This is a genomic window from Siccirubricoccus soli, assembly GCF_024178315.1.
In the GTDB taxonomy this organism is placed as follows: Bacteria; Pseudomonadota; Alphaproteobacteria; order Acetobacterales; family Acetobacteraceae; genus Siccirubricoccus; species Siccirubricoccus soli.
Map to the genome: position 1 here is coordinate 76,820 of NZ_JAMZIK010000043.1, position 20,272 is coordinate 97,091.

Annotated in this window: 19 protein-coding genes, 1 tRNA gene and 1 CRISPR repeat array (1 of these 21 only partly in view); of the genes, 7 read left to right on the forward strand and 13 right to left on the reverse strand. The window is 70.3% G+C overall.

From position 1 onward, the window contains the following. A CRISPR array of direct repeats spans positions 1 to 190; the repeat unit is 29 nt; unit sequence GGCTCCCCCGCCTGCGCGGGGATGGACCC; it begins 1,180 nt to the left of the window's first position. Positions 191 to 417: 227 nt separating this feature from the next. The 6 genes from NJ376_RS07635 to NJ376_RS07660 all read right to left on the reverse strand — a co-directional run bounded on the left by NJ376_RS07635 (position 418) and on the right by NJ376_RS07660 (position 6,234). After that, a tRNA-Lys gene (locus NJ376_RS07635) sits at positions 418 to 493 on the reverse strand. A gap of 44 nt (positions 494 to 537) precedes the next feature. Further along, positions 538 to 1,686 (reverse strand): rod shape-determining protein RodA, encoded by a 1,149-nt coding sequence (rodA, locus tag NJ376_RS07640; protein WP_252952648.1) that lies wholly within the window; start codon positions 1,684 to 1,686, stop codon positions 538 to 540. After that, the gene (gene mrdA / locus NJ376_RS07645) at positions 1,683 to 3,542 is read right to left on the reverse strand and encodes a penicillin-binding protein 2 (RefSeq protein ID WP_370288064.1); all 1,860 of its coding nucleotides are present in this window, start codon (positions 3,540 to 3,542) and stop codon (positions 1,683 to 1,685) included. Before mrdA ends, rodA begins: the two co-directional genes overlap by 4 nt. Then, on the reverse strand, positions 3,539 to 4,078 hold the full coding sequence (locus NJ376_RS07650; RefSeq protein WP_252952650.1) for a rod shape-determining protein MreD: 540 nt from the start codon (positions 4,076 to 4,078) through the stop codon (positions 3,539 to 3,541). Before NJ376_RS07650 ends, mrdA begins: the two co-directional genes overlap by 4 nt. A 4-nt stretch (positions 4,079 to 4,082) precedes the next feature. Next, positions 4,083 to 4,946, reverse strand: a complete 864-nt coding sequence (gene mreC, locus NJ376_RS07655) for a rod shape-determining protein MreC (protein WP_252952651.1) — start codon at positions 4,944 to 4,946, stop codon at positions 4,083 to 4,085. 244 nt (positions 4,947 to 5,190) lie between these two features. Further along, complete coding sequence (locus NJ376_RS07660) at positions 5,191 to 6,234, reverse strand: rod shape-determining protein (RefSeq protein ID WP_252952652.1); 1,044 nt, start codon at positions 6,232 to 6,234, stop codon at positions 5,191 to 5,193. A gap of 254 nt (positions 6,235 to 6,488) precedes the next feature. Here NJ376_RS07660 and NJ376_RS07665 point away from each other — a divergent pair, with 254 nt between their 5' ends. After that, a complete protein-coding gene (locus NJ376_RS07665) occupies positions 6,489 to 6,731 on the forward strand; it encodes a hypothetical protein (protein ID WP_252952653.1) in 243 nt (80 codons plus the stop codon). A 201-nt stretch (positions 6,732 to 6,932) separates the two neighbouring features. Here NJ376_RS07665 and NJ376_RS07670 read toward each other — a convergent pair whose 3' ends face one another. The 3 genes from NJ376_RS07670 to NJ376_RS07680 all read right to left on the reverse strand — a co-directional run bounded on the left by NJ376_RS07670 (position 6,933) and on the right by NJ376_RS07680 (position 9,334). Then, the gene (locus NJ376_RS07670; protein ID WP_252952654.1) at positions 6,933 to 7,901 is read right to left on the reverse strand and encodes a Bug family tripartite tricarboxylate transporter substrate binding protein; all 969 of its coding nucleotides are present in this window, start codon (positions 7,899 to 7,901) and stop codon (positions 6,933 to 6,935) included. Positions 7,902 to 7,966: 65 nt separating this feature from the next. Next, positions 7,967 to 8,182, reverse strand: a complete 216-nt coding sequence (locus tag NJ376_RS07675; RefSeq protein ID WP_252952655.1) for a hypothetical protein — start codon at positions 8,180 to 8,182, stop codon at positions 7,967 to 7,969. 477 nt (positions 8,183 to 8,659) lie between these two features. Further along, positions 8,660 to 9,334: an aspartate/glutamate racemase family protein gene (locus NJ376_RS07680; protein ID WP_252952656.1), complete on the reverse strand. Its 675-nt coding sequence runs from the start codon at positions 9,332 to 9,334 to the stop codon at positions 8,660 to 8,662. Between the two features lie 463 nt (positions 9,335 to 9,797). On the opposite strand from NJ376_RS07680, the gene NJ376_RS07685 reads away from it, so the two are divergent. The 3 genes from NJ376_RS07685 (at position 9,798) to mtnA (ending at position 11,926) form a co-directional block, all read left to right on the forward strand. Beyond that, on the forward strand, positions 9,798 to 10,238 hold the full coding sequence (locus NJ376_RS07685; RefSeq protein ID WP_252952657.1) for a DUF983 domain-containing protein: 441 nt from the start codon (positions 9,798 to 9,800) through the stop codon (positions 10,236 to 10,238). Next, the gene (locus NJ376_RS07690) at positions 10,231 to 10,740 is read left to right on the forward strand and encodes a UPF0262 family protein (protein WP_252952658.1); all 510 of its coding nucleotides are present in this window, start codon (positions 10,231 to 10,233) and stop codon (positions 10,738 to 10,740) included. The genes NJ376_RS07685 and NJ376_RS07690 overlap by 8 nt, the downstream gene beginning before the upstream one ends. A gap of 100 nt (positions 10,741 to 10,840) precedes the next feature. After that, positions 10,841 to 11,926, forward strand: a complete 1,086-nt coding sequence (gene mtnA / locus NJ376_RS07695) for an S-methyl-5-thioribose-1-phosphate isomerase (RefSeq protein ID WP_252952659.1) — start codon at positions 10,841 to 10,843, stop codon at positions 11,924 to 11,926. A gap of 67 nt (positions 11,927 to 11,993) precedes the next feature. Here the strand turns inward: mtnA and NJ376_RS07700 are convergent, their stop codons facing one another. After that, entirely contained in the window at positions 11,994 to 12,212 is a 219-nt protein-coding gene (locus NJ376_RS07700; RefSeq protein WP_252952660.1) for a hypothetical protein, read from the reverse strand. A 494-nt stretch (positions 12,213 to 12,706) separates the two neighbouring features. Here NJ376_RS07700 and NJ376_RS07705 point away from each other — a divergent pair, with 494 nt between their 5' ends. Together NJ376_RS07705 and NJ376_RS07710 are read left to right on the forward strand one after the other, a co-directional pair. Beyond that, positions 12,707 to 13,486, forward strand: coding sequence for a hypothetical protein (locus NJ376_RS07705; protein ID WP_252952661.1), 780 nt, complete (start codon positions 12,707 to 12,709; stop codon positions 13,484 to 13,486). Positions 13,487 to 13,561: 75 nt separating this feature from the next. Next, a complete protein-coding gene (locus tag NJ376_RS07710) occupies positions 13,562 to 15,118 on the forward strand; it encodes a gamma-glutamyltransferase (protein WP_252952662.1) in 1,557 nt (518 codons plus the stop codon). Positions 15,119 to 15,374: 256 nt separating this feature from the next. Here the strand turns inward: NJ376_RS07710 and NJ376_RS07715 are convergent, their stop codons facing one another. Together NJ376_RS07715 and NJ376_RS07720 are read right to left on the reverse strand one after the other, a co-directional pair. Beyond that, entirely contained in the window at positions 15,375 to 16,226 is an 852-nt protein-coding gene (locus tag NJ376_RS07715; protein WP_252952663.1) for an FkbM family methyltransferase, read from the reverse strand. 526 nt (positions 16,227 to 16,752) lie between these two features. Next, positions 16,753 to 17,754 carry an NAD-dependent epimerase/dehydratase family protein gene (locus NJ376_RS07720; RefSeq protein ID WP_252952664.1) on the reverse strand — a complete coding sequence of 334 codons (1,002 nt, stop codon included), beginning with the start codon at positions 17,752 to 17,754 and terminating at the stop codon, positions 16,753 to 16,755. 318 nt (positions 17,755 to 18,072) lie between these two features. On the opposite strand from NJ376_RS07720, the gene NJ376_RS07725 reads away from it, so the two are divergent. Continuing rightward, positions 18,073 to 19,461 (forward strand): nucleotide sugar dehydrogenase, encoded by a 1,389-nt coding sequence (locus tag NJ376_RS07725; RefSeq protein WP_252952665.1) that lies wholly within the window; start codon positions 18,073 to 18,075, stop codon positions 19,459 to 19,461. 179 nt (positions 19,462 to 19,640) lie between these two features. Here the strand turns inward: NJ376_RS07725 and dctP are convergent. After that, on the reverse strand, positions 19,641 to 20,272 hold a 632-nt coding region (dctP, locus tag NJ376_RS07730; protein WP_252952666.1), incomplete at its 5' end, for a TRAP transporter substrate-binding protein DctP.

Here is a 20,272-nt window from a genome sequence, read left to right on the forward strand (position 1 = left end):
TGGACCCCCGGCCTATGCGCAAGAGCTGCAGCCGCGGAAGGCTCCCCCGCCTGCGCGGGGATGGACCCGACACCACGGCGTCGTTCACCTTCCAGGCCAAGGCTCCCTCGCCTGCGCGGGGATGGACCCCCGGCCTATGCGCAGGAGCTGCAGCCGCGGAAGGCTCCCCCGCCTGCGCGGGGATGGACCCGCTGGCGCCACCGATATCCAGATGGGCACCCATAGCGGCCATCTGACTGCTGACATGCGCCGCCGGTATGCCCGTCGGACACCGGAACAGTTCGAGGAGGGGGCGAAGCTACGCCTCGCAGCGGAACGACGGGCTAAGCGGCGTGAATAAGGCGCAGAACGCGTGGTGGACAGGCGTCGGAACGCCCGTCGGAACGTCGGAACCACCACCACGTAAGTGCTTGAAAATGGTGGGCGCACAAGGACTCGAACCTTGGACCCGCTGATTAAGAGTCAGCTGCTCTACCAACTGAGCTATGCGCCCGACAGGGGCGGTTCATAGCGCCCGCTGCCGCTTTGTCCACCCCCTCAGTCGCGCGCGGGACCGAATTCCGCATCGCGATGGACGAAGACCGAGAGCAGCAGCCCGAAACCCAGCATGGTGGTCAGCATGGCGGAGCCACCATGGGAGATCAGCGGCAGCGGCACCCCGCCCACGGGGATGGAGCCGGTGACCATCGCCACGTTCACGAAGACGTAGCAGAAGAAATTCGTCCCCAGCCCCACCGCCAGCAGCCGGCCGAATTGATGCCGGCAGCGCAACGCCACGGCGAAGCAGAACAGCACCACCAGCGCCAGCAGCCCCAGCGTGGTCAGCGCCCCCACGAGGCCGAATTCCTCGGCGATCATGGTGAAGATGAAGTCGGTCTGCTTCTCCGGCAGGAAGTTCAGGTGGCCCTGCGTCCCCTGCAGGAACCCCTTCCCCCACAACCCGCCGGAGCCCAGCGCGATCTTCGACTGGATGATGTTGTACCCCGCCCCCAGCGGATCGCTCTCCGGGTCGAGGAAGGTGGTGATCCGTGCCCGCTGGTAGTCGTGCAGATGCTCATAGGCGATCGGCGCCGCCACCCCGACCGCGGCCAGGATCAGGGCGAATTTCCACAACCGCACCCCGGCGGCGAAGAACACCGCCCCGCCGATCATGGCGGTGATCAGGCCGGTGCCGAGATTGGGCTGCTTCAGGATCAGCCCGACCGGCACCAGCACCATCAGGGCGGGCGGAATGAGGAAGAGCGGGTTGCCGATCCGCTCCCCGCTCGCCCGCTGGAACCAGGCGGCCAGCGCCAGCACCAGCATGATCTTCATGAGCTCCGAGGGCTGGAGCTGCAGCGGCCCGATATCGATCCAGCGCTGCGCCCCCTTCCCGACATTGCCATGCAGCAGCACCAGCACCAGCAGGGCGATGCCACCGAGATAGCCGACCCAGGCGAAGCGGGCGATGATCCGGATATCGACCATGGCGATGCCAAGCATCAGCACCAAGCCGAAGCCGAAGCGGATGGCGTGCTTCGCCGCATAGGCCTCCGGCCCGCCGCCGGCGGAATAGAGCGCGACATATCCGACGGCGGCGACGGCGCAGAGCAGCAGCACGAAGCTCCAGGGGATCAGCCAGAGCTTCTGCAGCAGCCCGGTGCCACGGTCGCGCGTCAGCAGCCGGCGCTCGAAGGTGCCGCTCATGGTCGCCCCTCCGCCACGCGCTGTGCGGGGGCGGCGCGGAAGCGGTTGAACACCTCCAGCATCACGTCGCGGGCCAGGGGCGCCGCGGCGCCGGCGCCGCTCATCCCATGCTCCACCACCACGGAGACGGCGTAGAGCGGGTTGTCATAGGGGGCATAGGCGACGAAGAGCGCATGCGGCCGCCACTCCCGCGGCTGGTTCTCCGCCTTGTAGCCCCGCTCGCGCTGCTCACGGCTCACCCGCCGCACCTGGACGGAGCCGGTCTTGCCCGCGAGCACGCCATACTGCCCCGGCAGGCGGGCCACCCGGGCGGTGCCGCCCTCCTCGTTCACCACCGCCCACATCCCTTCCCGCACCAGGCGCAGGTCGCGGTCCGGGATGCCGAGGCTCGGCCAGTCCTCGGGCTTCCCGCCGCGGGCCGGGCGGCCGCCGATGCTGCGGGTCAGGTGCGGCTGCACCGCCCGCCCGGTCGCCAGCCGCGCCGCCATGGTGGCAAGCGAGAGCGGGGTGAGCTGGTAGAAGCCCTGGCCGATCCCATGCACCACCGTGTCGCCGAGATTCCAGGGCTTGCCCTGGGCCTGGCGCCAAGCGCGCGTCGGCACCAGCCCCTTGCGGGTCCCCGGCAGCTCGATGTCGAGATCCACGCCGAGGCCGAAGCGGTTCGCCATGGCGGCGATGCGGTCGATGCCGGTGCGCTTGGCGGCCTCGTAGAAATAACAGTCACAGGAATATTTCAGCCCGGCGCGCATATCCACACCGCCATGGCCATAGCGGCTCCAGCAATGGAAGCGCGTATCGCCCAGGTCGTAATAACCCGGGCAGGATACCCGCTCCCCGGGCGTCAACACCTTCGCCTCCAGTGCCGCCAGCGCCACCACCATCTTGAAGGTGCTGCCCGGGGCGTAGAGCCCGTTGGTCGCCTTGTTGATCAGCGGCGTCGAGCGGCTCGCCGTCCATTGCCGCCACTGCGCGGCGGAGACGCCGGCATTGAACAGGTTGGGGTCGAAGGAGGGCTGGGAGGCCATGGCCAGCACCTCCCCGTTCTTCGCATCCAGGACGACGACGCTGGTGCCTTCCTCGATCCTGCCGCGGATGGCCTTCTGCAGCTCGGCATCCACCGAGACCTGCACATCCTGGCCCGGCACGCCCTCCCGCCGCTCCACCTCCCGGATCACCCGGCCGACCGCGTTCACCTCGAGCTGCACCGCCCCCGCGCGGCCGCGCAGCACCTGGTCGTGGAAGCGTTCCAGCCCGGCCCGGCCGACCCGGATGCCGGGCAGCTCCAGCAGCGGGTCACCATCCATGTCGCGCTCGGCGGGCGGCGCCACATAGCCGACCATATGGGCCAGGTGCTCGCCCTCCGGATAGAGCCGCGTGGTGCCGACATCGATCAGGATGCCGGGCAGGTCCGGCGCATTCACCTCGATCCGCGCCATCTCCTCCCAGGCGAGGAATTCCCGGACCGTGACGGGGACAAAGCGGCGGCGGCGGCGCACCTCGCGCTCGATCCGCGCCCGCTCATGCTCGGCCAGCGGCAGGATGCGGGAGAAGGTCTCGAGCGTCGCGCCGACATCCTGGGTCTGCTCGGCCACCAGCAGCACCCGCCAGTTCAGCTTGTTGCCGGCGACGACCTGGCCGTTGCGGTCAAGGATGCGGCCGCGCGGCGGCGGGATCAGCCGGGCGGAGAGGCGGTTCTCCTCGGCCAGCGTCCGGTAGCGCTCCCCCTCCTCCGATTGCAGCCGGTAGAGGCGGGTGCCGAGCGCGCCGAACAGGGCGAGCTGGCCGAGCCCAAGCGCCAGCGCCCGGCGGGTGAAGATGCTCCGCCGCTGCTCCTCCTCGCGCCGCACCCCCCTCATCCGGCAGCCTCGGCGCGGATCATCGCCTGCTGCGCCGCGCTCATCAGGGCGGCCAGCATCGGGTAGAGCCCGGCGGAGAGCATCACCTGCGCCACCCCCGGCATGGCGGGCGGCACGGCCCAGCCGAGCAGCGCCTGCAACCCCCAGCCGAGCAGGGCGGCGACGGCGGCGAAGCCGCAGAAGGCCAGCCAGACCGCGAGGAAGGATTGCCGCGCCAGGAAGCGCCGCCAGCGCGTGGCGAAGCCATAGACCACCAGCAGGATCAGGATGTTGCTGCCGAGCGGCGCCGCGCTCAGCAGGTCCGTCAGCAGGCCGAGGCCGAAGATGGCGGGCGGCGGCAGGGCAGCGGGGCGGAAGACCGACCAGAAGAAGATGCAGGGCAGGCCGGCCGCGGCCACCACCCCCGGCAGCCCCACCGGCACCGCGGCCAGCACCAGCACCAGGACGGTGAAGCCGGAGGGGAAGGCCGCCCGCGCCAGGGCATCCACCTGCCGCAGCAGCCCGGTGGAGGGTGCGGGGCGCCCCTTGAAGGCCATGGCGCTACCGGCGCGCCCGGGGCTCGGGCCGGGCCACGGCTTCCGGCGGCAGGATGCCGCTGAGCCCGTAATCGAAGAGCCGCACCATATCCAGCCGGTCCAGCCGGGCGAAGAGCTCCACCTCCGGCGCCCCCGCCGCGCTCCAGCGCACCACGCCCACGGGCAGGCCGGCGGGGAAGGCCCCGGCCTCGGCGCTGGTCACCACCCGGTCGCCCTCCTGCGGGATGGCGCCCTCCGGCCAGTGCTGCAGCCGCGGCCGGGCGCCGTTGGTGCCGACCATCATGGCCCGCGCCCGGCTGCCTTCCAGCGTCACCGGGATGCGGCTGTTGATGTCGGTGGCCAGCAGCACCCGGGCGGAGCGGCTGCCCACTTCCGTCACCCGCCCGGCCAGGCCCCGCTCATCCAGCGCCACCTGACCCTTGCGAATGCCATGCTGCGGCCCGGCGGCCAGCAGCACGGCGCGGGCATAGGTGCCGCCGCCATCGGCCACGACCCTGGCTGTGGTGTAGGCGGGCGCGGCTTCCGGCAGGTAGTTCAGCTGCCGCTTCAGCAGGGTGTTCTCCGCCTCCAGCGCCAGGGCGGCCGCCTGCCAGCGGCGCAGCCGCTCATTCTCCTGAAGCAGCCTGGCATTCTCCTGCCGCAGCCGCAGCAGCGACTCCGCCTCCCGCACCGCCTGCTGCACGGCGGAGACCGGCTGCTGCAGCGCGCTCCAGATCGGGGTCAGCAGGTCGGCCAGCGCCACCCGGGCGCGCTCCGCCAGCAGCGCATCCGCCTTGCCCAGCAGCATCACGCCGAAGGCGGCGGCGATCATCATCGGCAGGCTGAGCCGCGCCAGCGCCTGGCGCAGGGGGATGCTGAGGCGGATCATCCGCACCGGCCTCCCCGGCTGGGCGCCTGCTGCCGCTCAGGATATCGGCCTGACAAGGTCATGCGCCCGGAACCGTCATGCGCCCACCACCTTAGGTCGATCCAGCTTGCACTGGATGTGCCTAAACATCCCTTGCCGCCGCCGGTTGTCCGTCCGCGGCCTGGGGGCGCAGGCCGGTGCGGCCTCCCGGAGGCCGCCGAATCCGCCCCTTCCGCAAAGCCGCGCGGCGGTCCTGCGAGACATTCTAATACATCGAAGAGAGCACCTGGCGAAGCCGCTTCATTTCCTCAAGGGCCCTCCCGGTGCCGAGGGCGACGCAGGACAGCGCCTCCTCCGCCACCACCACCGGCAGGCCGGTGGCGTGGCGCAGCACCTCGTCCAGCCGGTGCAGCAGGGCGCCGCCGCCGGTCAGCACGATGCCCTTGTCCACGATGTCGGCGGCAAGCTCCGGCGGGGTGTTCTCCAGCGCCACCTTCACCGCCTCGACGATGGCGGTGACCGGCTCGGCCAGGCTCTCGGCGATCTGCCGTTGGGTCACCACCACCTCCCGCGGCACGCCGTTCATCAGGTCGCGGCCCTTCACCTCGGTCAGCGCGCCTTCGTCCCCCTCGTCCGGGATGGTGGCGGCGCCGATCTCCATCTTGATCCGCTCGGCGCTGCTCTCGCCGATCAGCAGGTTGAAGTGCCTTCGGATGTAGGAAATGATCGCCTCGTCCATCTTGTCGCCGCCCACACGCACGCTGCGGGCATAGACGATGCCGCCAAGCGAGATCACCGCGACCTCCGTGGTGCCGCCGCCGATATCGACGACCATGGAGCCCGAGGGTTCCGTCACCGGCAGCCCTGCGCCGATCGCCGCGGCCATCGGCTCCTCGATCAGCAGCACCCGGCGGGCGCCGGCGCTCTCGGCGCTTTCCTGGATGGCACGGCGCTCCACCGCCGTGCTGCCGGAGGGGACGCAGACGATGATCATCGGCGAGGCGAAGCTGCGCCGGTTGTGCACCTTGCGGATGAAGTGCTTGATCATCTCCTCCGCCACCTCGAAATCGGCGATGACGCCGTCGCGCAGCGGGCGGATGGCGGCGATGTTGCCGGGGGTGCGGCCGAGCATCATCTTGGCCTCCTCACCCACGGCCAGGACCTGCTTGCGTCCCCGGTGGTCGGCGATCGCCACCACGCTCGGCTCGTTCAGCACGATGCCCCGACCCTTCACATAGACCAGCGTGTTCGCGGTCCCGAGGTCGATGGCCATGTCGGCCGACAGAAAGCCGAACAGGCGAGAAAACATGTGAGGGCAACCTTCCAGCTCGGACTCTGCCGCCCGGGCAGGCGTCCGGAAGGCCGCCGGGGGGAGCTTCGGGGAAGCGTCCAGGGGGCGTTCACAAAGCCGCGGGGCAGCCGGCGAGGCGCTGGCTTACCCGCCCCTTGCACGCGGCTCAAGCCCTGGTCGGAGGCGGCCCGATCACGTGGCGTGACGGCATCGCAACCCGGCGCATGGCCTCGCGTTGCCACTTCGGAATTGAGAACAAGGAGATGGACGCCATGCGCAAGACCTGCCTCGCCCTGCTCGGCCTCGCCTCCCTGGCCCTGGGCGCCTGCGGCTATTCCACCGGCGACCGGGCGGTGTCCGGCGGCCTGCTGGGGGCCGGCGCGGGGGCGGGCGTCAGCGCCCTCACCGGCGGCAGCGTCGGCACCGGGGCGCTGATCGGCGGTGCGGCTGGCGCGGCCGGTGGTGCGCTGACCAGCGGCCGCGACGTCAATCTCGGCCGGCCGGCCTGGCGCTGATGCGCCGCGGCGCTGCCGGCGCCGCGCCCCAGGGCTCCGCGGCTGGAGCGCGATCGGCCGCAACGGGTCGGCCGAAAGCGCGGGCCGCATAGCCGGACAGCGTGCCGGACCGGGATGGGCGAGCGAAGCTCCACCCATCCCGGTCCAGGACCCCAGGGAGTTCCCCTGCCAAAGGCCGTGAGGCCTTTGGCGTCCATGAGGCTAATCCACCTTGATGCCGCGATCGGCGATGATGGCCGCCCAGCGGGTGGTCTCGGAGGCGATGCGGGCGGCGAATTCGGCGCGGGTGTTGGGCAGGTAGATCAGCCCCTGCTCCGCCAGGAAGGCCTGGGTGTCCGGGCTGCGGGAGATCGCCGTGTATTCGGCATAGAGGCGCTCGACGATCGGCTCCGGCGTGCGGGCGGGGACGATCACCGCGTACCAGGTGGCGACCTCGATGTCGTAGCCGACCTCCTTCAGCGTCGGCACCTTCGGCAGGTGCGGGACGCGCTCCGGCGTCGTCACTGCCAGGGCGCGGACCCGGCCATCCCGGATGGCGGGCAGGATGGAAGGCAGCGTCTCGAACTCCGCCTGCACGTCGTTGCCAAGGATGGCCAGCAGGCTGTCCCCCGCCCCGCGATAGGGGACGTGCTCCATCCGGATGCCGTCCTTCACCCGGAACATCTCGAAGATCAGGTGCTGCGCGGTGCCGATGCCGATGGAGGCGTAGTTGAGCTGCGCCGGCCGCGCCTTGGCCAGGGCGATCAGCCCCGCCACGTCCTGCGCCGGCAGGTCCCTGTTCACCACCAGCACCAGGGGCGAGGCGGCGAACATCATCACCGGGATCAGGTCCCGCCGGACGTCGTAGGGCATGTCCTTGTAGAGGTTGGGGAAGATGGTCAGCGGGCCGAGATTGCCCATGCCGATGGTCAGCCCATCCGGCGCCGCCCGCGCCACCTCCGCCACCCCGATCCGCCCGCCGGCGCCGGCCTTGAAGTCGTTGACGATGACCTGGCCCAGCCGGGCCGAGACGCGGTCGTTGAAATGCCGGGCGATGAGGTCGTTCAGCCCGCCCGGCGGCCAGGGGACCACGAAGCGGATGGGCCGGGCCGGCCAGGCCTGGGCACCGGCGGCGGCCGGCAAGGCGGCAGCAAGCATCGCCGCGAGGCCGCGACGGGTGAATGAACGCATAAGGGTCTGGTCCCAGAATTCCCGCCGTCAGCTTCACGATGCCGCGGGCCCGGGTCAATCCGGCCTCAGACGGTGAGGCGCTGCGGCCCGCCGGTAGCGTCCCCGTCCTCGGCCTCGATCCCCGGCTCCTCCCGCGCAGCGACCGGCTGGCGCGGGGCGGCAAGGGCCTGGCGGCCGACCATCCTGGCATGGCGCTCCCCCGCCCCGCCGCCGAGATAGGGCAGCAAGCCGAGCGACACGGCCAGGGTGAACAATCCGGCGCGGAACAGCGGCTGGGCCATGGCGGCTCTCCCTCGGGGTGAGGCGGCCAGCCTGCCGATGCCATGCGACGCCAGCATCACCCTCCGTCGCCGACGGGTGAGAAAGCGTAACCGGCCGTTACCGGGCTGGCGGCCATGGCCCCTCGCCGGCGGCGCCTCCATGCGGGCAGGGCCGGGCTCGTCCGGCCCACGGGAAGCACTGAGCGGGGAGAAGGTCCTGGATGGTTCCCCAGACCTGTCGAGGACGGCATCGCCCGGAGCGTGGCGCGCAGGTCTGGGCCCGTGAGCCGGAGCCACCCATGGCGCGCAGCGGCCGGAGCGTGGTGATCGGTGGCGCGCAGGTTCAAGGCCGTCTGGACTGGCGTCGCCCATGGCGCCACGGCCAGGACAGGGCCATCCATGACGCGTACGGGTCCCGACCGAGACGGCATCGACAGCGGCGCGCAACGTAGCACGCCCTTCACCGCTCGCCGGCGGGCCGGACCCAGCCGGCAGGACTCAGGCCGCCGTACGGGCGGCCGCGACCGGTTCGCCACGCAGGGCCAGCAGCGCCATGCTGCCGGCCGCCAGGCAGGGCTCGATGACCGGGACGCCGGCGGCCGCCTCCGCCGCCGCGGCATGGCCGGCGAGGCCGGTGCAGCCGAGGATGATCGCCTCCGCCCCCTGCGCCGCCAGATGGCGCGCCGCTGCCTCGATCCGGGCGCGGGCGGCGAGCGGGTCGGTCAGCACCTCCATCGGCAGGTTCAGCGGCTCGAACGCCGCCAGCCGCGCCTCCACCCCCATCGCCTGCAGCACCCGGCGCTGGCGCGGCCGGCTGCTCTCCATGAAGCCGATGATGCCGAACCGCTCCGCCCGGGTCAGCGCCGCCGCCACCGCACAGCGCAGCATGCCGAGCACCGGGCGGGTCGTCGCCATCCGCACCGCCTCCAGCCCCGGGTCGGAGACGCAGGCGATGACATAGGCATCCGCCGCCTCCCGCTCGACCAGCTGGCAGAGCGGCTCCGCCACCTGGAACCAGTCCCGCCAGGTGGCGACGGCAGGCGGCCCCTGTTCCAGCCGCACCACGTCGAAGCGCGGGCCGCCGGGGGTGGCGAGCGGCGCCAGGGCCGCGGCGATGCCGGCGGTGCAGGAGAGCGAGGCATTGGGATTGAGGACGAGGATGCGCTGGGCCATGCGCAAGCCTCGCCCAGCCTGCCCTCCCGGCGCAAGCCGGACCTTGTGCCGCATGACGGCCGGGAAGCGGCAAGGCGGAGGGATGGCGCAGGATCCTCCATGCCAGGCAGACTCGCCGCCCTGCCGCGACGGCGCCGCCAGGGAGGCTGGCCTTCGCAGCCGGCTGGCGTTCCCGCACGCAGACGATCCGCCGGACGTCCGGGCCCTGGCGGTTCTCTGGAACCGGGACCCGGCCGCCCGCGCTCGTTAGGGTGGAGCGCTGCATGAGGCCGGCTTGCGGCGCCCCCGGCCCGGTCTCCTGCCGCCGAGGTTCCGGCTTTCCGGCTCCGGCAGGACCGGCAGGCCACCAGCCGGCGCTTGCTATGGCGGACCGCCGGGCGATATTGCATTGCATCATTGCGGCAGCCCGCGCCGCCAAGCCGAAACGGAACGCGCCGGATCGGCGCCAATGGAGGATTGCCGGATGCGCTGGGATGCCAGCCGCCTTGCCCCGACCGCCGCCTACGCCCCGCCCCCCCTGTGGACGGCGGTCAGTCGCGGCCTGGGGAATCACTGCCCCTTCTGCGCCGAGGGCAAGGTCTTCGCCGGCTACCTCCGGCTGGTGCCGGCCTGCGCCAATTGCGGCGCGCCGCTCGGCCGGCTGCGGGCGGATGACGCCCCGCCCTATTTCGTCATCTTCCTGGTCGGCCACCTGCTGGTGCCGGGGGTGTTCTGGGTGGAGCGCGTCTGGCAGCCGCCGATGTGGGTCCACATGGCCGTCTGGCTGCCGCTTTTCACCGTGCTCTGCATCCTGCTGCTGCGGCCGGTGAAGGGGGCCGTGGTCGGCTGGATGAGCGCGCTGGGCTTCGTCGGCGCGGAGCCCGAGCCGGAGCCCGCTGCCGCTGCTCCCCGCCACGATGCCTGAGGGACGCACCGCCCCGGCCACGCTCGCTCCCCCCGGGGCGCGACGGCTGGACAAGCTCATCCTGCCGGACGACGCCCCCCTGCCCTCCGCCTATGCCGAGGCGGATCGCCGCCAGGCCGTGGCCGATCTGCTGCGGGAGAACCGCTTCGACCCGGTGGGCGTCGGCGGCGGCCCCTTCCTGCTGCATCTCTGCATCCGCGACGGCCGCCTGGTCTTCGATATCCGCGACCTGCGGGAGGTGCCGGTCCGGGCGGTAGCCCTCGCCCTCGGCCCCTTCCGGCGACTGATCAAGGACTACCACATGATTGTGGAGAGCCATGAACGGGCGGTGCTGGAGGGCGGGCTGGAGGCCCGGATCCAGGCCATCGACATGGGCCGCCGCGGCCTGCACAACGAGGGGGCGGAGCTGCTGATGGCCCGGCTGGAAGGGCGGATCGGGCTGGATTTCGAGACGGCACGGCAGCTCTTCACCCTGGTCTGCGCGCTGCACCAGCGGATCTAGCGGGGCGGGGCCCGTCCCCGGCCTATCATGCTGGACAGGCCCCCTCCCTCACGCCACATGCCTGCCTGACGGCGCCAGCCACGCAACCGGGACCACAGGCATGAAGATCGACGGCAAGCCCTATCGCAGCGTCTGGGTGGACGAGGATGGCTGGTCGGTGCGGATCTTCGACCAGACGAAGCTGCCCTGGCAGCTCGACATCCTTCGCCTGACCGGCCTTGCGGAGGTGGCGCAGGCGATCCGCTCCATGCAGGTGCGCGGGGCGCCGCTGATCGGCGCCGTCGCCGCCTATGGGGTGGCGCTGGCGCTGCGGGCCGACCCCTCGACCGAAGGCCTGGAACGGGCGGTGGCGGTGCTGGGCGAGACGCGCCCAACCGCCATCAACCTGCGCTGGGCGCTGGACCGGATGCGGGCCCGGCTGCACAACCTGCCGCCCACGGAGCGCGTCGCCGCCGCCTATGCCGAGGCGCTGGCCATCGCCGACGACGATGCCGAGACCTGCCGCCGCATCGGCCAGCACGGCCTGCCCTTGCTGCGGGAGATCGCGGCGAAGAAGGGCCAGGTGAAGGTCCTCACCCACTGCAATGCCGGCTGGCTGGCGACGGTGGATTACGGCACCGCCCTCTCCCCCATCTACCAGGCGCATGACGAGGGCATTCCCGTCGAGGTCTGGGTGGACGAGACCCGCCCGCGCAACCAGGGCGCGGCACTGACCGCCTTCGAGCTCGGCAAGCATGGGGTGAAGCACGCCGTCATCGCCGACAATGCCGGCGGCCACCTGATGCAGCATGGCGAGGTGGACATCGTCATCGTCGGCACGGACCGGGTGACCCGCACCGGCGACGTGGCGAACAAGATCGGCACCTATCTCAAGGCGCTGGCGGCGAAGGACAATGGCGTGCCCTTCTGGGTGGCGCTGCCGCATTCCACCATCGACTGGCGGGTGGCCGACGGCGTGGCGGAGATCCCGATCGAGGAGCGTGCCGCCGCCGAGGTGACGGAGCTTACCGGCCGCACCGCCGATGGGCGGATCGAGACGATCCGCGTCGCGGCGGAGGGCAGCCCGGCGGCCAACCCGGCCTTCGACGTAACGCCGGCGCGGCTGGTGACCGGGTTGATCACCGAGCGCGGTCGCTGCGAGGCCTCCGAGACCGGGTTGCGCGCCCTCTATCCCGAGGCCGGCTGAGCGGCACGGGCCGGCCGCGGGGCGCGGACGGCCAGTTCCCTGGCTGGAAGCCTGAGGCCGGGCCGGCTCAGCCGCGGCTGGGCAGGCCGGGCAGCGTGTCCACGCCGCGGCGCTCCAGCAGGGCCAGGCCCCCGACCAGCAGCCCCCCCGCGCCGCAGGCCCCCCAGAAGGCGAGCATGGGCGGCACCCGTCCGGGTGCCATGGCGTCGCTGAGCAACAGGCCGACGAGGGCGGTGATGAGGCAGAGGGCCCCGAAGATGAGGCCGCAGGCGATCCGCTGACGCATGGCGGCAATTCTCCAAGAAATCCGGCAGCCCGGCCGGCCGGTGTCCCCTGACTGAACTCCTCGCCCCGGGCGATATCAGGCCGGTCTGGCGGCGATTTCGTGGCATTCCGCCTGCGGATCCCATGACGCCGGGCCGCCCCGCGTGCCAGCGGCATGCCGCGGCCCTCGCGCACCGCCCGACATGGCCAGGAAACTGGCCCAGTAACGGGATTCACAACCTGACCTGCGAATGCCAGGGCACCAGCCATCCTTAGAGGCCGGCGACCATCCGCATCATCCACATGATAATCAGCCGAAATCGTCGGAGACAAACCGTATCGGGTCGTCCATTGGTGTCGATCACATTTCTTTTCGCGTTGCATTCGATCTCGTGAATTCCTCACGGTCCCGGAATTTTCCAAGTTCCGCCCGGCACAATACCGTGCCAAGGGCCGGGAAAAAAATATGCCGTTTCTTATAGCAAATTGCAGCATTGCTGGCTGGGCAGGTGCCTGATGCTGCAGATCGCTGATCCTTTCCCAGCGCTGGCGAGCCGGGATATCGATGATATCTTCGCCGCCATGCAGCAGGATGGCGTCGCCATGCTGCGGAACTGCATTCCCCACACGGCGCTCGGCGCCATCGCCGACTTCGTGGAGCAGGAGCTGGCACGCAATGGCGGCGAGTATTTCTGCTACCTCGGTCCCGGCCCGGTGGCCGGGCTGCCGCTCGCGCAACTTGGCCGTTCCGCCGGCTTCCGCGGGGTGATGACCGGTCTTTATGAGCGCAGCATGCGCCGCGCGGCGCCGGCGGACGACATCTTCCAGGTGCTGCGGGTGCTATCCGGCCGCTCCGGGCTGCGGCATTCCTACCGCTTCCACTACGATGCCTATCTGATCACCGCGCTGGTGCCGATCCTGATCCCCGCCCGGCCGCGGGCCCAACGGGGCGACCTCGTCATCTATCCCAACCTGCGTGGCGTTCGGTCCAGCACCTTGACCAACCTGGCCGAGAAGGCGCTGCTGCAGAATCGGCTGGTCGCGAAGCCGCTGGCCAGCCCCTGGGTGCAGCGCCGGATGGGTGCGAGGGACGTGCCGATGGAGCCCGGCAATGTCTACTTCTTCTGGGGCTACCGTTCCCTGCACGCCAACCGCCCCTGCCCGCCGGATGTGGTCCGCGCCACCGCGCTGTATCATTTCGCGAACCCGCATGCGGAGAACTCGCTGGTCCGGCGGATCGAGGCTCGGCACCAGGCGGGTCTCCCCTCCGCCCACGCGCCGGTGCCGCAGGGCTGACCGCGGCGGGGCCCCTGCCCTTCCCTTCCGCGGCGATCGGCGCGAGCATGCGGACATGCCGCAAGGGTCCCCGCGATGATCGAACACCTCACCCAGCACTGGCAGCTGCGCAAGCCGGAGGCGCGCGGCGCCGGTGGCATCGTCGTCTCCCAGGTGAAGGCGGCGGCCGAGGCGGGGGCGGAGATGCTGAGGGCTGGTGGCAATGCGGCGGATGCCGCCGTGGCCACCGCCTTCGCCCTGGCGAGCCTGGAGCCCTGGAATTGCGGCCTGGGCGGCATCGGCTTCGCCCTGGCGATGAAGCCGGGCATGCCGACCGCCGAGACCTTCGATTTCGGCCCCGTCGCCCCTGCCGGCCTCGATGCCTCCGCCTTTCCGCTGACCGGAAGGCTGAAGCAGGATCTGTTCTCCTGGCCGGAGGTGGAGGGCGACCGCAACATCCATGGCCCGCTCTCCTTCGTCATCCCCTCCGCCGTCGCCGGCTATGCGCTGCTGCATGAGAAGCATGGCCGCCTGCCGATCCGGGAGGTGCTGGCCCCTGCCGTGGCGCTGGCCAGGCGCGGCCTGCCGCAGGATTGGTACACGACGCTGAAGATCGCCGCCTCGGCCGCCGTGCTGCGGCTCTATCCGGAGAGCGCGCGGATCTACCTGCCGAACGGGCTGCCGCCCACCACGCCCTATCAGGGCAAGCCGGGCTATCTGGTGCAGGGCGAGCTGCCGGCGACGCTGGAGCAGCTGCAGCGCGCCGGGCTGCGGGATTTCTACGAGGGCGAGATCGCGGCGCAGCTCGTCGCCGACATGAAGGCGGTGGGCGGCGTCATCACCGCCGCCGACCTGAAAAGCTGCACGGCACGGGTGCTGCCGGCCATCACGGCGCCCTGGCGCGGCCGCACCCTGATGCTGGCCAATGGGCTGACCGCGGCGCCGACCTTGCGGCGCGTGCTGGAAGGCATGGCCGATGCCCCTTATGACGAGGTCCCCTCCGCCGCCTGGTACGGCAAGCTGGCCGAGGTGCTGCAGGCCTCCTATGCTGAGCGGCTGGCGGGGCTTGGCGATGCCGAGCCGCAGGGCGTGGATAGCTGCACCACCCACCTGACCGTCTGCGACAAGGACGGGATGATGGTGGCGATGACGACGACGCTGCTCTCCTCCATGGGCTCCCGCGTGGTGCTTCCGGGAACCGGCGTCCTGATGAACAACGGCGTCATGTGGTTTGACCCGCAGCCGGGCACGCCGAATGCCATCGCCCCGGGCAAGCGGCCGCTGACCAATATGTGCCCGGTGATCGCGGCGAATGGCGCGGAGCCGGAGATCGCCGGCGGCGCCTCGGGCGGGCGCCGCATCCTGGCGGCGGTGTTCCAGCTCCTCACCTATGTCGCCGATTTCGGCATGGGTCTGGAGGAGGCGGCGCATTACCCGCGCATCGACGTCTCCGGCCCCAGCGGCATCACCGCGGACCAGCGCCTGCCGCCGGAGGTCATCGCGGCGCTGGAGGCGGTGGGGCCGACCCAGACGGTGGAACACGCGGTGCTGCCGCTGAACTTCGCCTGCCCGAACATGATCCGGCGCGGGCCGGACGGGGCGGTGGGGATCAGCGATGCGATGACGCCCTGGAGCGGGGCGGTGGCGGCCTAGAGCAGATCGCGTTCAGCTGGAATCATCTGAACGCGTGAAGATGCTCGCACAACAACGGCCTAGAGCATGCTGCGTGAGCGCAAGCGAACGCAGCATGCTCTAGGGCAGCCCCGCAGGACCCCTTGCGAGGACCTGCGGCCAGGACCAGTGCGGCCTTCGGAGCCCGGCAGGGATCGAGGCGCAGCGAGGCTGCTCCGGCATAGGGCCTTGCCGCAGTTCTGCGCTGCCAGGCGATGCCGCCCTGCGGCGATCTGCCCTAGGGGCGGTGCAGCGCCTCACCGGGCCGCGCGATGACATTCGCGTCCACCAGCGTTTCCAGCTCCTGCAGCCCGCCATCCTCGTCGAAGACGAACAGGCGGTATCCCAGGCGCCGGAAGAAGTTCTCGAGGGCCGCGCGGTCCGTATTGGCGCGAGCCATCGCGCTGTCGGAGACCTCGAACATGACGGTCGGCCTGTGGCGTTCCAGGGTGTTCCGGGCCCCTTGCAGCACCCTGTACTCGAAGCCCTCCACATCGATCTTCATGAAGGACAGGCGCGTCGGCGGCTCCTGAAGGAAGGCGTCGAGCATGGTGACGGAGACCGTCTCGGTGTCCGTATGCGCCTCCTCGGCCAGGGAGAAGTTGACCGGGCTGCCGTTGATCTGGAACAGCGCGGCCGTGCCGGCGCGGTCCGAGAGCGCAAGGCGGCTTGCGGTGACGTTGGTCACCTGGTTGCGGGTGAGATTCTCGACCAGTTCGGGATAGGAGATCTCGCTCGGCTCGAAGGCAAAGACATGGCCGGAGGGGCCGAGGTAGCGGGACAGGAACAGGGTGTAGATGCCGATATTGGCGCCGACATCCACTGCCGTGCTGCCGACTTCGGCAAAGCGTGCGATGTACCGAAGCTCGGGCTCGTATTCCGCCCTCTTCATGAAGATGGAGGTGGAGCCGTGCGACATCAGCTTGGGCGCGAGCTTCACCTTCACACCCTCGGCGAGATCGACGACCTGCGGTTGCTTGCTCATGCAGGCGTAGAGCCAATGGCTCGCCCGCAAGGCGGTCAGCACCGGCCGCCCGGGCAGCCAGACATTCCGCTGAAATCGGCCGGCCGAGCGCTGCAAATGGGACATCAATATCCGTAGATATACGGCCATAGCGAGTTCTGCTCCCGTTCGGACAAACTCGTTATTCGCTTGACCGCGGCCGAGAGGCGCGGCCACGCCGATATTTGCGGCATCATCACAAATATTTCTGTTATCGAACAAATGTCTGGTTTACGGCGTTCAAGTGCCTGCCGCCTAACCTCTTTTTTAGCGAGCAATGATCATCGCGCCGAATTGAGGGCAAATCTACCTTGTCCGGCCAGGTGTCGCCGCGACCGGAGTTCAGCCTGCCGGCCCGGCTCGCTGCGCAGGGGCCATCCCAGGCGGGGACGGCGGGCGCATGGTGGCGCAGGCTGCACCACCAGGGACCTAAAACCGCTGGGGAACCAAGCCCAGCCGACCGGCGGGCTTGGTTGGGCGGGTTCGCCTCCGGGCCTCCCGCCAGGGGCGGCTGGAGCATTTCGGTTCACATGCGTTCACCGAAGACGCTCTACGCCTTTGTCTGTAGAGCAGATTGACGCCTTCGGGCGACGCCGCCCTACGGCGATCCGCTCTAGATCCCGTAATACTCCCGGTACCAGGCCACGAATTCCCTGATCCCCTCCTCGATCCCGGTGCTCGGCCGGTAGCCCGTCAGCGCTGCCAGCAGGCTGCTATCGGCCCAGGTCTTCAGCACCTCGCCCTTCTGCATCGGCATCAGGTTGCGGATCGCCTCGCGCCCCGCCGCGCGTTCGATGGCGGCGATGAAGTCCAGCAGCTGCACCGGCTGCGCATTGCCGATATTCACCACGCGGAAGGGCGCAACCGGGCTGAGGCTGTCGATCTCCGCCACCGGCCTTCCCTGCTCCGGCACGCAGTCGATCAGCTTCTCGATCGCCTGGACCAGATCCTCCACATAGGTGAAGTCCCGCTCCATCCGGCCGTGGTTGTAGATGTCGATGGGCCGGCCCTTCAGGATGGCGTCGGTGAATTTGAAGAAGGCCATGTCCGGCCGGCCCCAGGGCCCATAGACCGTGAAGAAGCGGAACATGGTCACCGGCTGCCGCCAGAGATGCGCGTAGCTGTGGCCGATATGCTCGGTGGCCAGCTTCGTCGCGGCGTAGATGTTCAGCGGCGTCGCCACCGCATCCGTCTCGCGGAAGGGCATTGTCTCGTTGGCGCCGTAGGCGGAGCTGGTGGAGGCCATCAGCAGATGCCGTACCGGCTGGTGGCGCAGCGCCTCCGCCAGGGTGGAGGTGGCGACGAGGTTGTTGTGGACGTAGCTTTCCGGGTGCTCCAGCGCGTAGCGCACCCCGGCCTGGGCGGCGAGGTGCACCACCACCTCCGGCGCCTCCGCCCGCAGCACCTCGCGCAGCCGCTCCGCCTCGCAGAGATCGAATTCATGGGCGGAGAAGCCCGGCAGGGCGGCAAGGCGGGCGTGACGCGCCTGCTTCAGCCGCACATCGTAATAGGGCACCATGGCGTCCAGGCCGGCCACCTCATGCCCGGCCGCGAGGAGCCGCCGGCTGAGGTGGAAGCCGATGAAGCCGGCGCTGCCGGTGACCAGAACCTTCATCCTACGCGCTCCGTTGCCTGCCCCTCCTAAAGCAATTGCCGTCCGGGCGGAGCCGCCCGGGGCCGGAAAATCCGCCCCGCCGACGCATGGTGGCAGCACCGCACGGCCCCGGCTTCGGCCGGGACGGGTTGCAGAATTTTCACCTCTTCGGAGCAAGGTCGCACCGGCGATGGCCGAGTCGCGGAATCTGCCCGCAAGGGTCACGCCCTGTGACGCCGGGAGCGAGAGCTGCCCCTGGGGGCATCCATACCGCGTAGGTGGTTTCGTTAATACTATTCCTGGTTGACTTTATAAGAACGACAGCGGAATGCTCATGGCATGCCGGATACGATGCTGCCGCAGATTGATCCGCTCCCTTCTGCCACCCGGCTGCGCCCCTTGTGGGAGGTGCAGCTTCAACGCTTCGAGGCGCGCAGCGCACAGATCGCCGTCATGGGCCTCGGCTATGTCGGCCTGCCCCTGGCCCTGGCCCTGGCCGATGCCGGCTTCGCCACCACCGGCTTCGACCTCGATCCGGCGAAGCTCGCCCGCCTGACCGCCGGCGAGAGCACCCTGCGCCAGATCCCGCGCGAAAAGATCGAGGCGGCGATGCGGTCCGGCCGATTCGCCGTCTCCGGCGACCTGGCCGGCCTCGCCGAGGCAGATGCCATCCTGATCTGCGTTCCGACGCCGCTCGGCCGCCACCGGGAACCGGACCTCTCCGCCGTGAAGGGGGCGGCCCACCAGGTCGCGGCGCAGCTCCGTCCCGGCCAGCTCGTCGTGCTGGAATCCACCACCTGGCCGGGCACGACGCGGGAGGTGGTGCAGCCCATTCTGGACTCCTCCGGCCTGGTCTGCGGCCATGAATTCTTCCTGGCCTATTCGCCGGAGCGCGAAGACCCCGGCAACCCGCACTACGACACGGCCAGCATCCCGCGCGTCGTCGGCGGCGCGGACCCGCATTCCCAGCGCCTTGCCCTCGCCCTTTACGGCGCGGCCATGCGGCGCGTGGTGCCCGTCTCCTCCCCCCAGACAGCGGAGGCGGTGAAGCTGACGGAGAACATCTTCCGCGCCGTCAACATCGCCCTGGTGAACGAGCTGAAGCAGGTCTACGCCAGCATGGGCATCGATGTCTGGGAGGTGATCGAGGCGGCGAGCAGCAAGCCCTTCGGCTACATGCCCTTCTGGCCCGGCCCGGGCCTCGGCGGCCACTGCATTCCGGTGGATCCCTTCTACCTGGCCTGGAAGGCGAAGGCCCAGGGCGTCCCCACCCGCTTCGTCGAACTGGCGGGCGAGATCAACACCGCCATGCCGCACTACGTTCTGGACGGGCTGCTGCGCGGGCTGGATGAGAGCCAGGGCCGCGGCCTGCGCAACAGCCGCATCCTCGTCCTCGGCGTCGGCTACAAGCCGAATCTGGACGATGTGCGGGAAAGCCCGGCGCTGCGGCTGATGGAGATGATCGAGCAGCGCGGCGGCGTCGCCGCCTACCATGACCCGCTGGTGCCTGCCCTGCCGGCCGAGCTGCCGGAGCACCCGACCCTTGCCGGGCGCCGCTCCATGCTGCTGAGCGATGCGGCGCTCGAGGCCTGCCATGCGGTGCTGATCGTCACCGACCATGATGCGGTGGACTACGCCCGTATCGCCCGGCTGGCGCCGCTGGTGGTGGATACCCGCAATGCCTGCGCCCGGCGCGGCGTAACCGGGCGCTGCATCATCAAAGCCTAGCTCCCACAACACCGCTTCGCGCCGTTGCGGGGACGCCTTATTGCCATGGCATTGCTGCGCAGCGCCATGGCCCCCCGGAGCCCCTGTTTTCCGGCACCTCGCACAGCCTGTCGCGGCGAAGCCGCGCCAGGGAAACAGGCGGTCCAGGTCGAGACGCGGCGACGGAGCGCCGGGCAGGGTCAGCGGCGCTGGGAGGCCTGGGCGACGAAATTGTCGAAGCTCAGCTCCGCCACGCGGAACCAGGCGCGCATGTCGTCCCGCGCCTTCGACCACCCCTCATGGATCTTCCTGAATTCGGGGCTGCGGCCAGCGAGGTCCTGCTCCACCGCCATGGCCTCGCGGTAGCAGGCCTCCATCACCTCGCGCGGGAAGGGGCGGAGCTGGGTGCCGGAGCCGAGGATGCGGCGCAGCGCATCCGGGTTGCGGATGTCGTAGCGCCCCACCATCCAATGCGTCGCCTCGGCGGCGGCGGTGCGGATGGCGGCCTGGTAGCTCTTCGGCAGCGCCGCCCATTGCTCCTGGTTGACGAAGAGATGGGTGTTCGCTGCGCCCTCCCACCAGGCGGGGTAGTAGTAGTACTGCGCCACCTTGTGGAAGCCGAGCTTCTCGTCGTCATAGGGGCCGAGCCATTCCACCGCGTCGATCGTGCCGCGCTCCAGCGCCGGGTAGAGATCGCCGCCGGCGAGCTGCTGCGGGACGGCGCCGAGGCGGGAGAGCACGGTGCCGCCGAGCCCGGCGATGCGCATCTTCAGCCCCTTGAGGTCCTCGACCGAGCGGATCTCCTTGCGGTACCAGCCGCCCATCTGGGCGC

What these genes read in the sequence shown, in the direction of transcription:
- rodA (WP_252952648.1), bottom strand. Translation starts at nt 1,686, where the DNA reads ATGAGCGGCACCTTCGAGCGCCGGCTGCTGACGCGCGACCGTGGCACC.
- mrdA (WP_370288064.1), bottom strand. Translation starts at nt 3,542, where the DNA reads ATGAGGGGGGTGCGGCGCGAGGAGGAGCAGCGGCGGAGCATCTTCACC.
- NJ376_RS07650 (WP_252952650.1), bottom strand. Translation starts at nt 4,078, where the DNA reads ATGGCCTTCAAGGGGCGCCCCGCACCCTCCACCGGGCTGCTGCGGCAG.
- mreC (WP_252952651.1), bottom strand. Translation starts at nt 4,946, where the DNA reads ATGATCCGCCTCAGCATCCCCCTGCGCCAGGCGCTGGCGCGGCTCAGC.
- NJ376_RS07660 (WP_252952652.1), bottom strand. Translation starts at nt 6,234, where the DNA reads ATGTTTTCTCGCCTGTTCGGCTTTCTGTCGGCCGACATGGCCATCGAC.
- NJ376_RS07665 (WP_252952653.1), top strand. Translation starts at nt 6,489, where the DNA reads ATGCGCAAGACCTGCCTCGCCCTGCTCGGCCTCGCCTCCCTGGCCCTG.
- NJ376_RS07670 (WP_252952654.1), bottom strand. Translation starts at nt 7,901, where the DNA reads ATGCGTTCATTCACCCGTCGCGGCCTCGCGGCGATGCTTGCTGCCGCC.
- NJ376_RS07675 (WP_252952655.1), bottom strand. Translation starts at nt 8,182, where the DNA reads ATGGCCCAGCCGCTGTTCCGCGCCGGATTGTTCACCCTGGCCGTGTCG.
- NJ376_RS07680 (WP_252952656.1), bottom strand. Translation starts at nt 9,334, where the DNA reads ATGGCCCAGCGCATCCTCGTCCTCAATCCCAATGCCTCGCTCTCCTGC.
- NJ376_RS07685 (WP_252952657.1), top strand. Translation starts at nt 9,798, where the DNA reads ATGCGCTGGGATGCCAGCCGCCTTGCCCCGACCGCCGCCTACGCCCCG.
- NJ376_RS07690 (WP_252952658.1), top strand. Translation starts at nt 10,231, where the DNA reads ATGCCTGAGGGACGCACCGCCCCGGCCACGCTCGCTCCCCCCGGGGCG.
- mtnA (WP_252952659.1), top strand. Translation starts at nt 10,841, where the DNA reads ATGAAGATCGACGGCAAGCCCTATCGCAGCGTCTGGGTGGACGAGGAT.
- NJ376_RS07700 (WP_252952660.1), bottom strand. Translation starts at nt 12,212, where the DNA reads ATGCGTCAGCGGATCGCCTGCGGCCTCATCTTCGGGGCCCTCTGCCTC.
- NJ376_RS07705 (WP_252952661.1), top strand. Translation starts at nt 12,707, where the DNA reads ATGCTGCAGATCGCTGATCCTTTCCCAGCGCTGGCGAGCCGGGATATC.
- NJ376_RS07710 (WP_252952662.1), top strand. Translation starts at nt 13,562, where the DNA reads ATGATCGAACACCTCACCCAGCACTGGCAGCTGCGCAAGCCGGAGGCG.
- NJ376_RS07715 (WP_252952663.1), bottom strand. Translation starts at nt 16,226, where the DNA reads ATGTCCCATTTGCAGCGCTCGGCCGGCCGATTTCAGCGGAATGTCTGG.
- NJ376_RS07720 (WP_252952664.1), bottom strand. Translation starts at nt 17,754, where the DNA reads ATGAAGGTTCTGGTCACCGGCAGCGCCGGCTTCATCGGCTTCCACCTC.
- NJ376_RS07725 (WP_252952665.1), top strand. Translation starts at nt 18,073, where the DNA reads ATGCCGGATACGATGCTGCCGCAGATTGATCCGCTCCCTTCTGCCACC.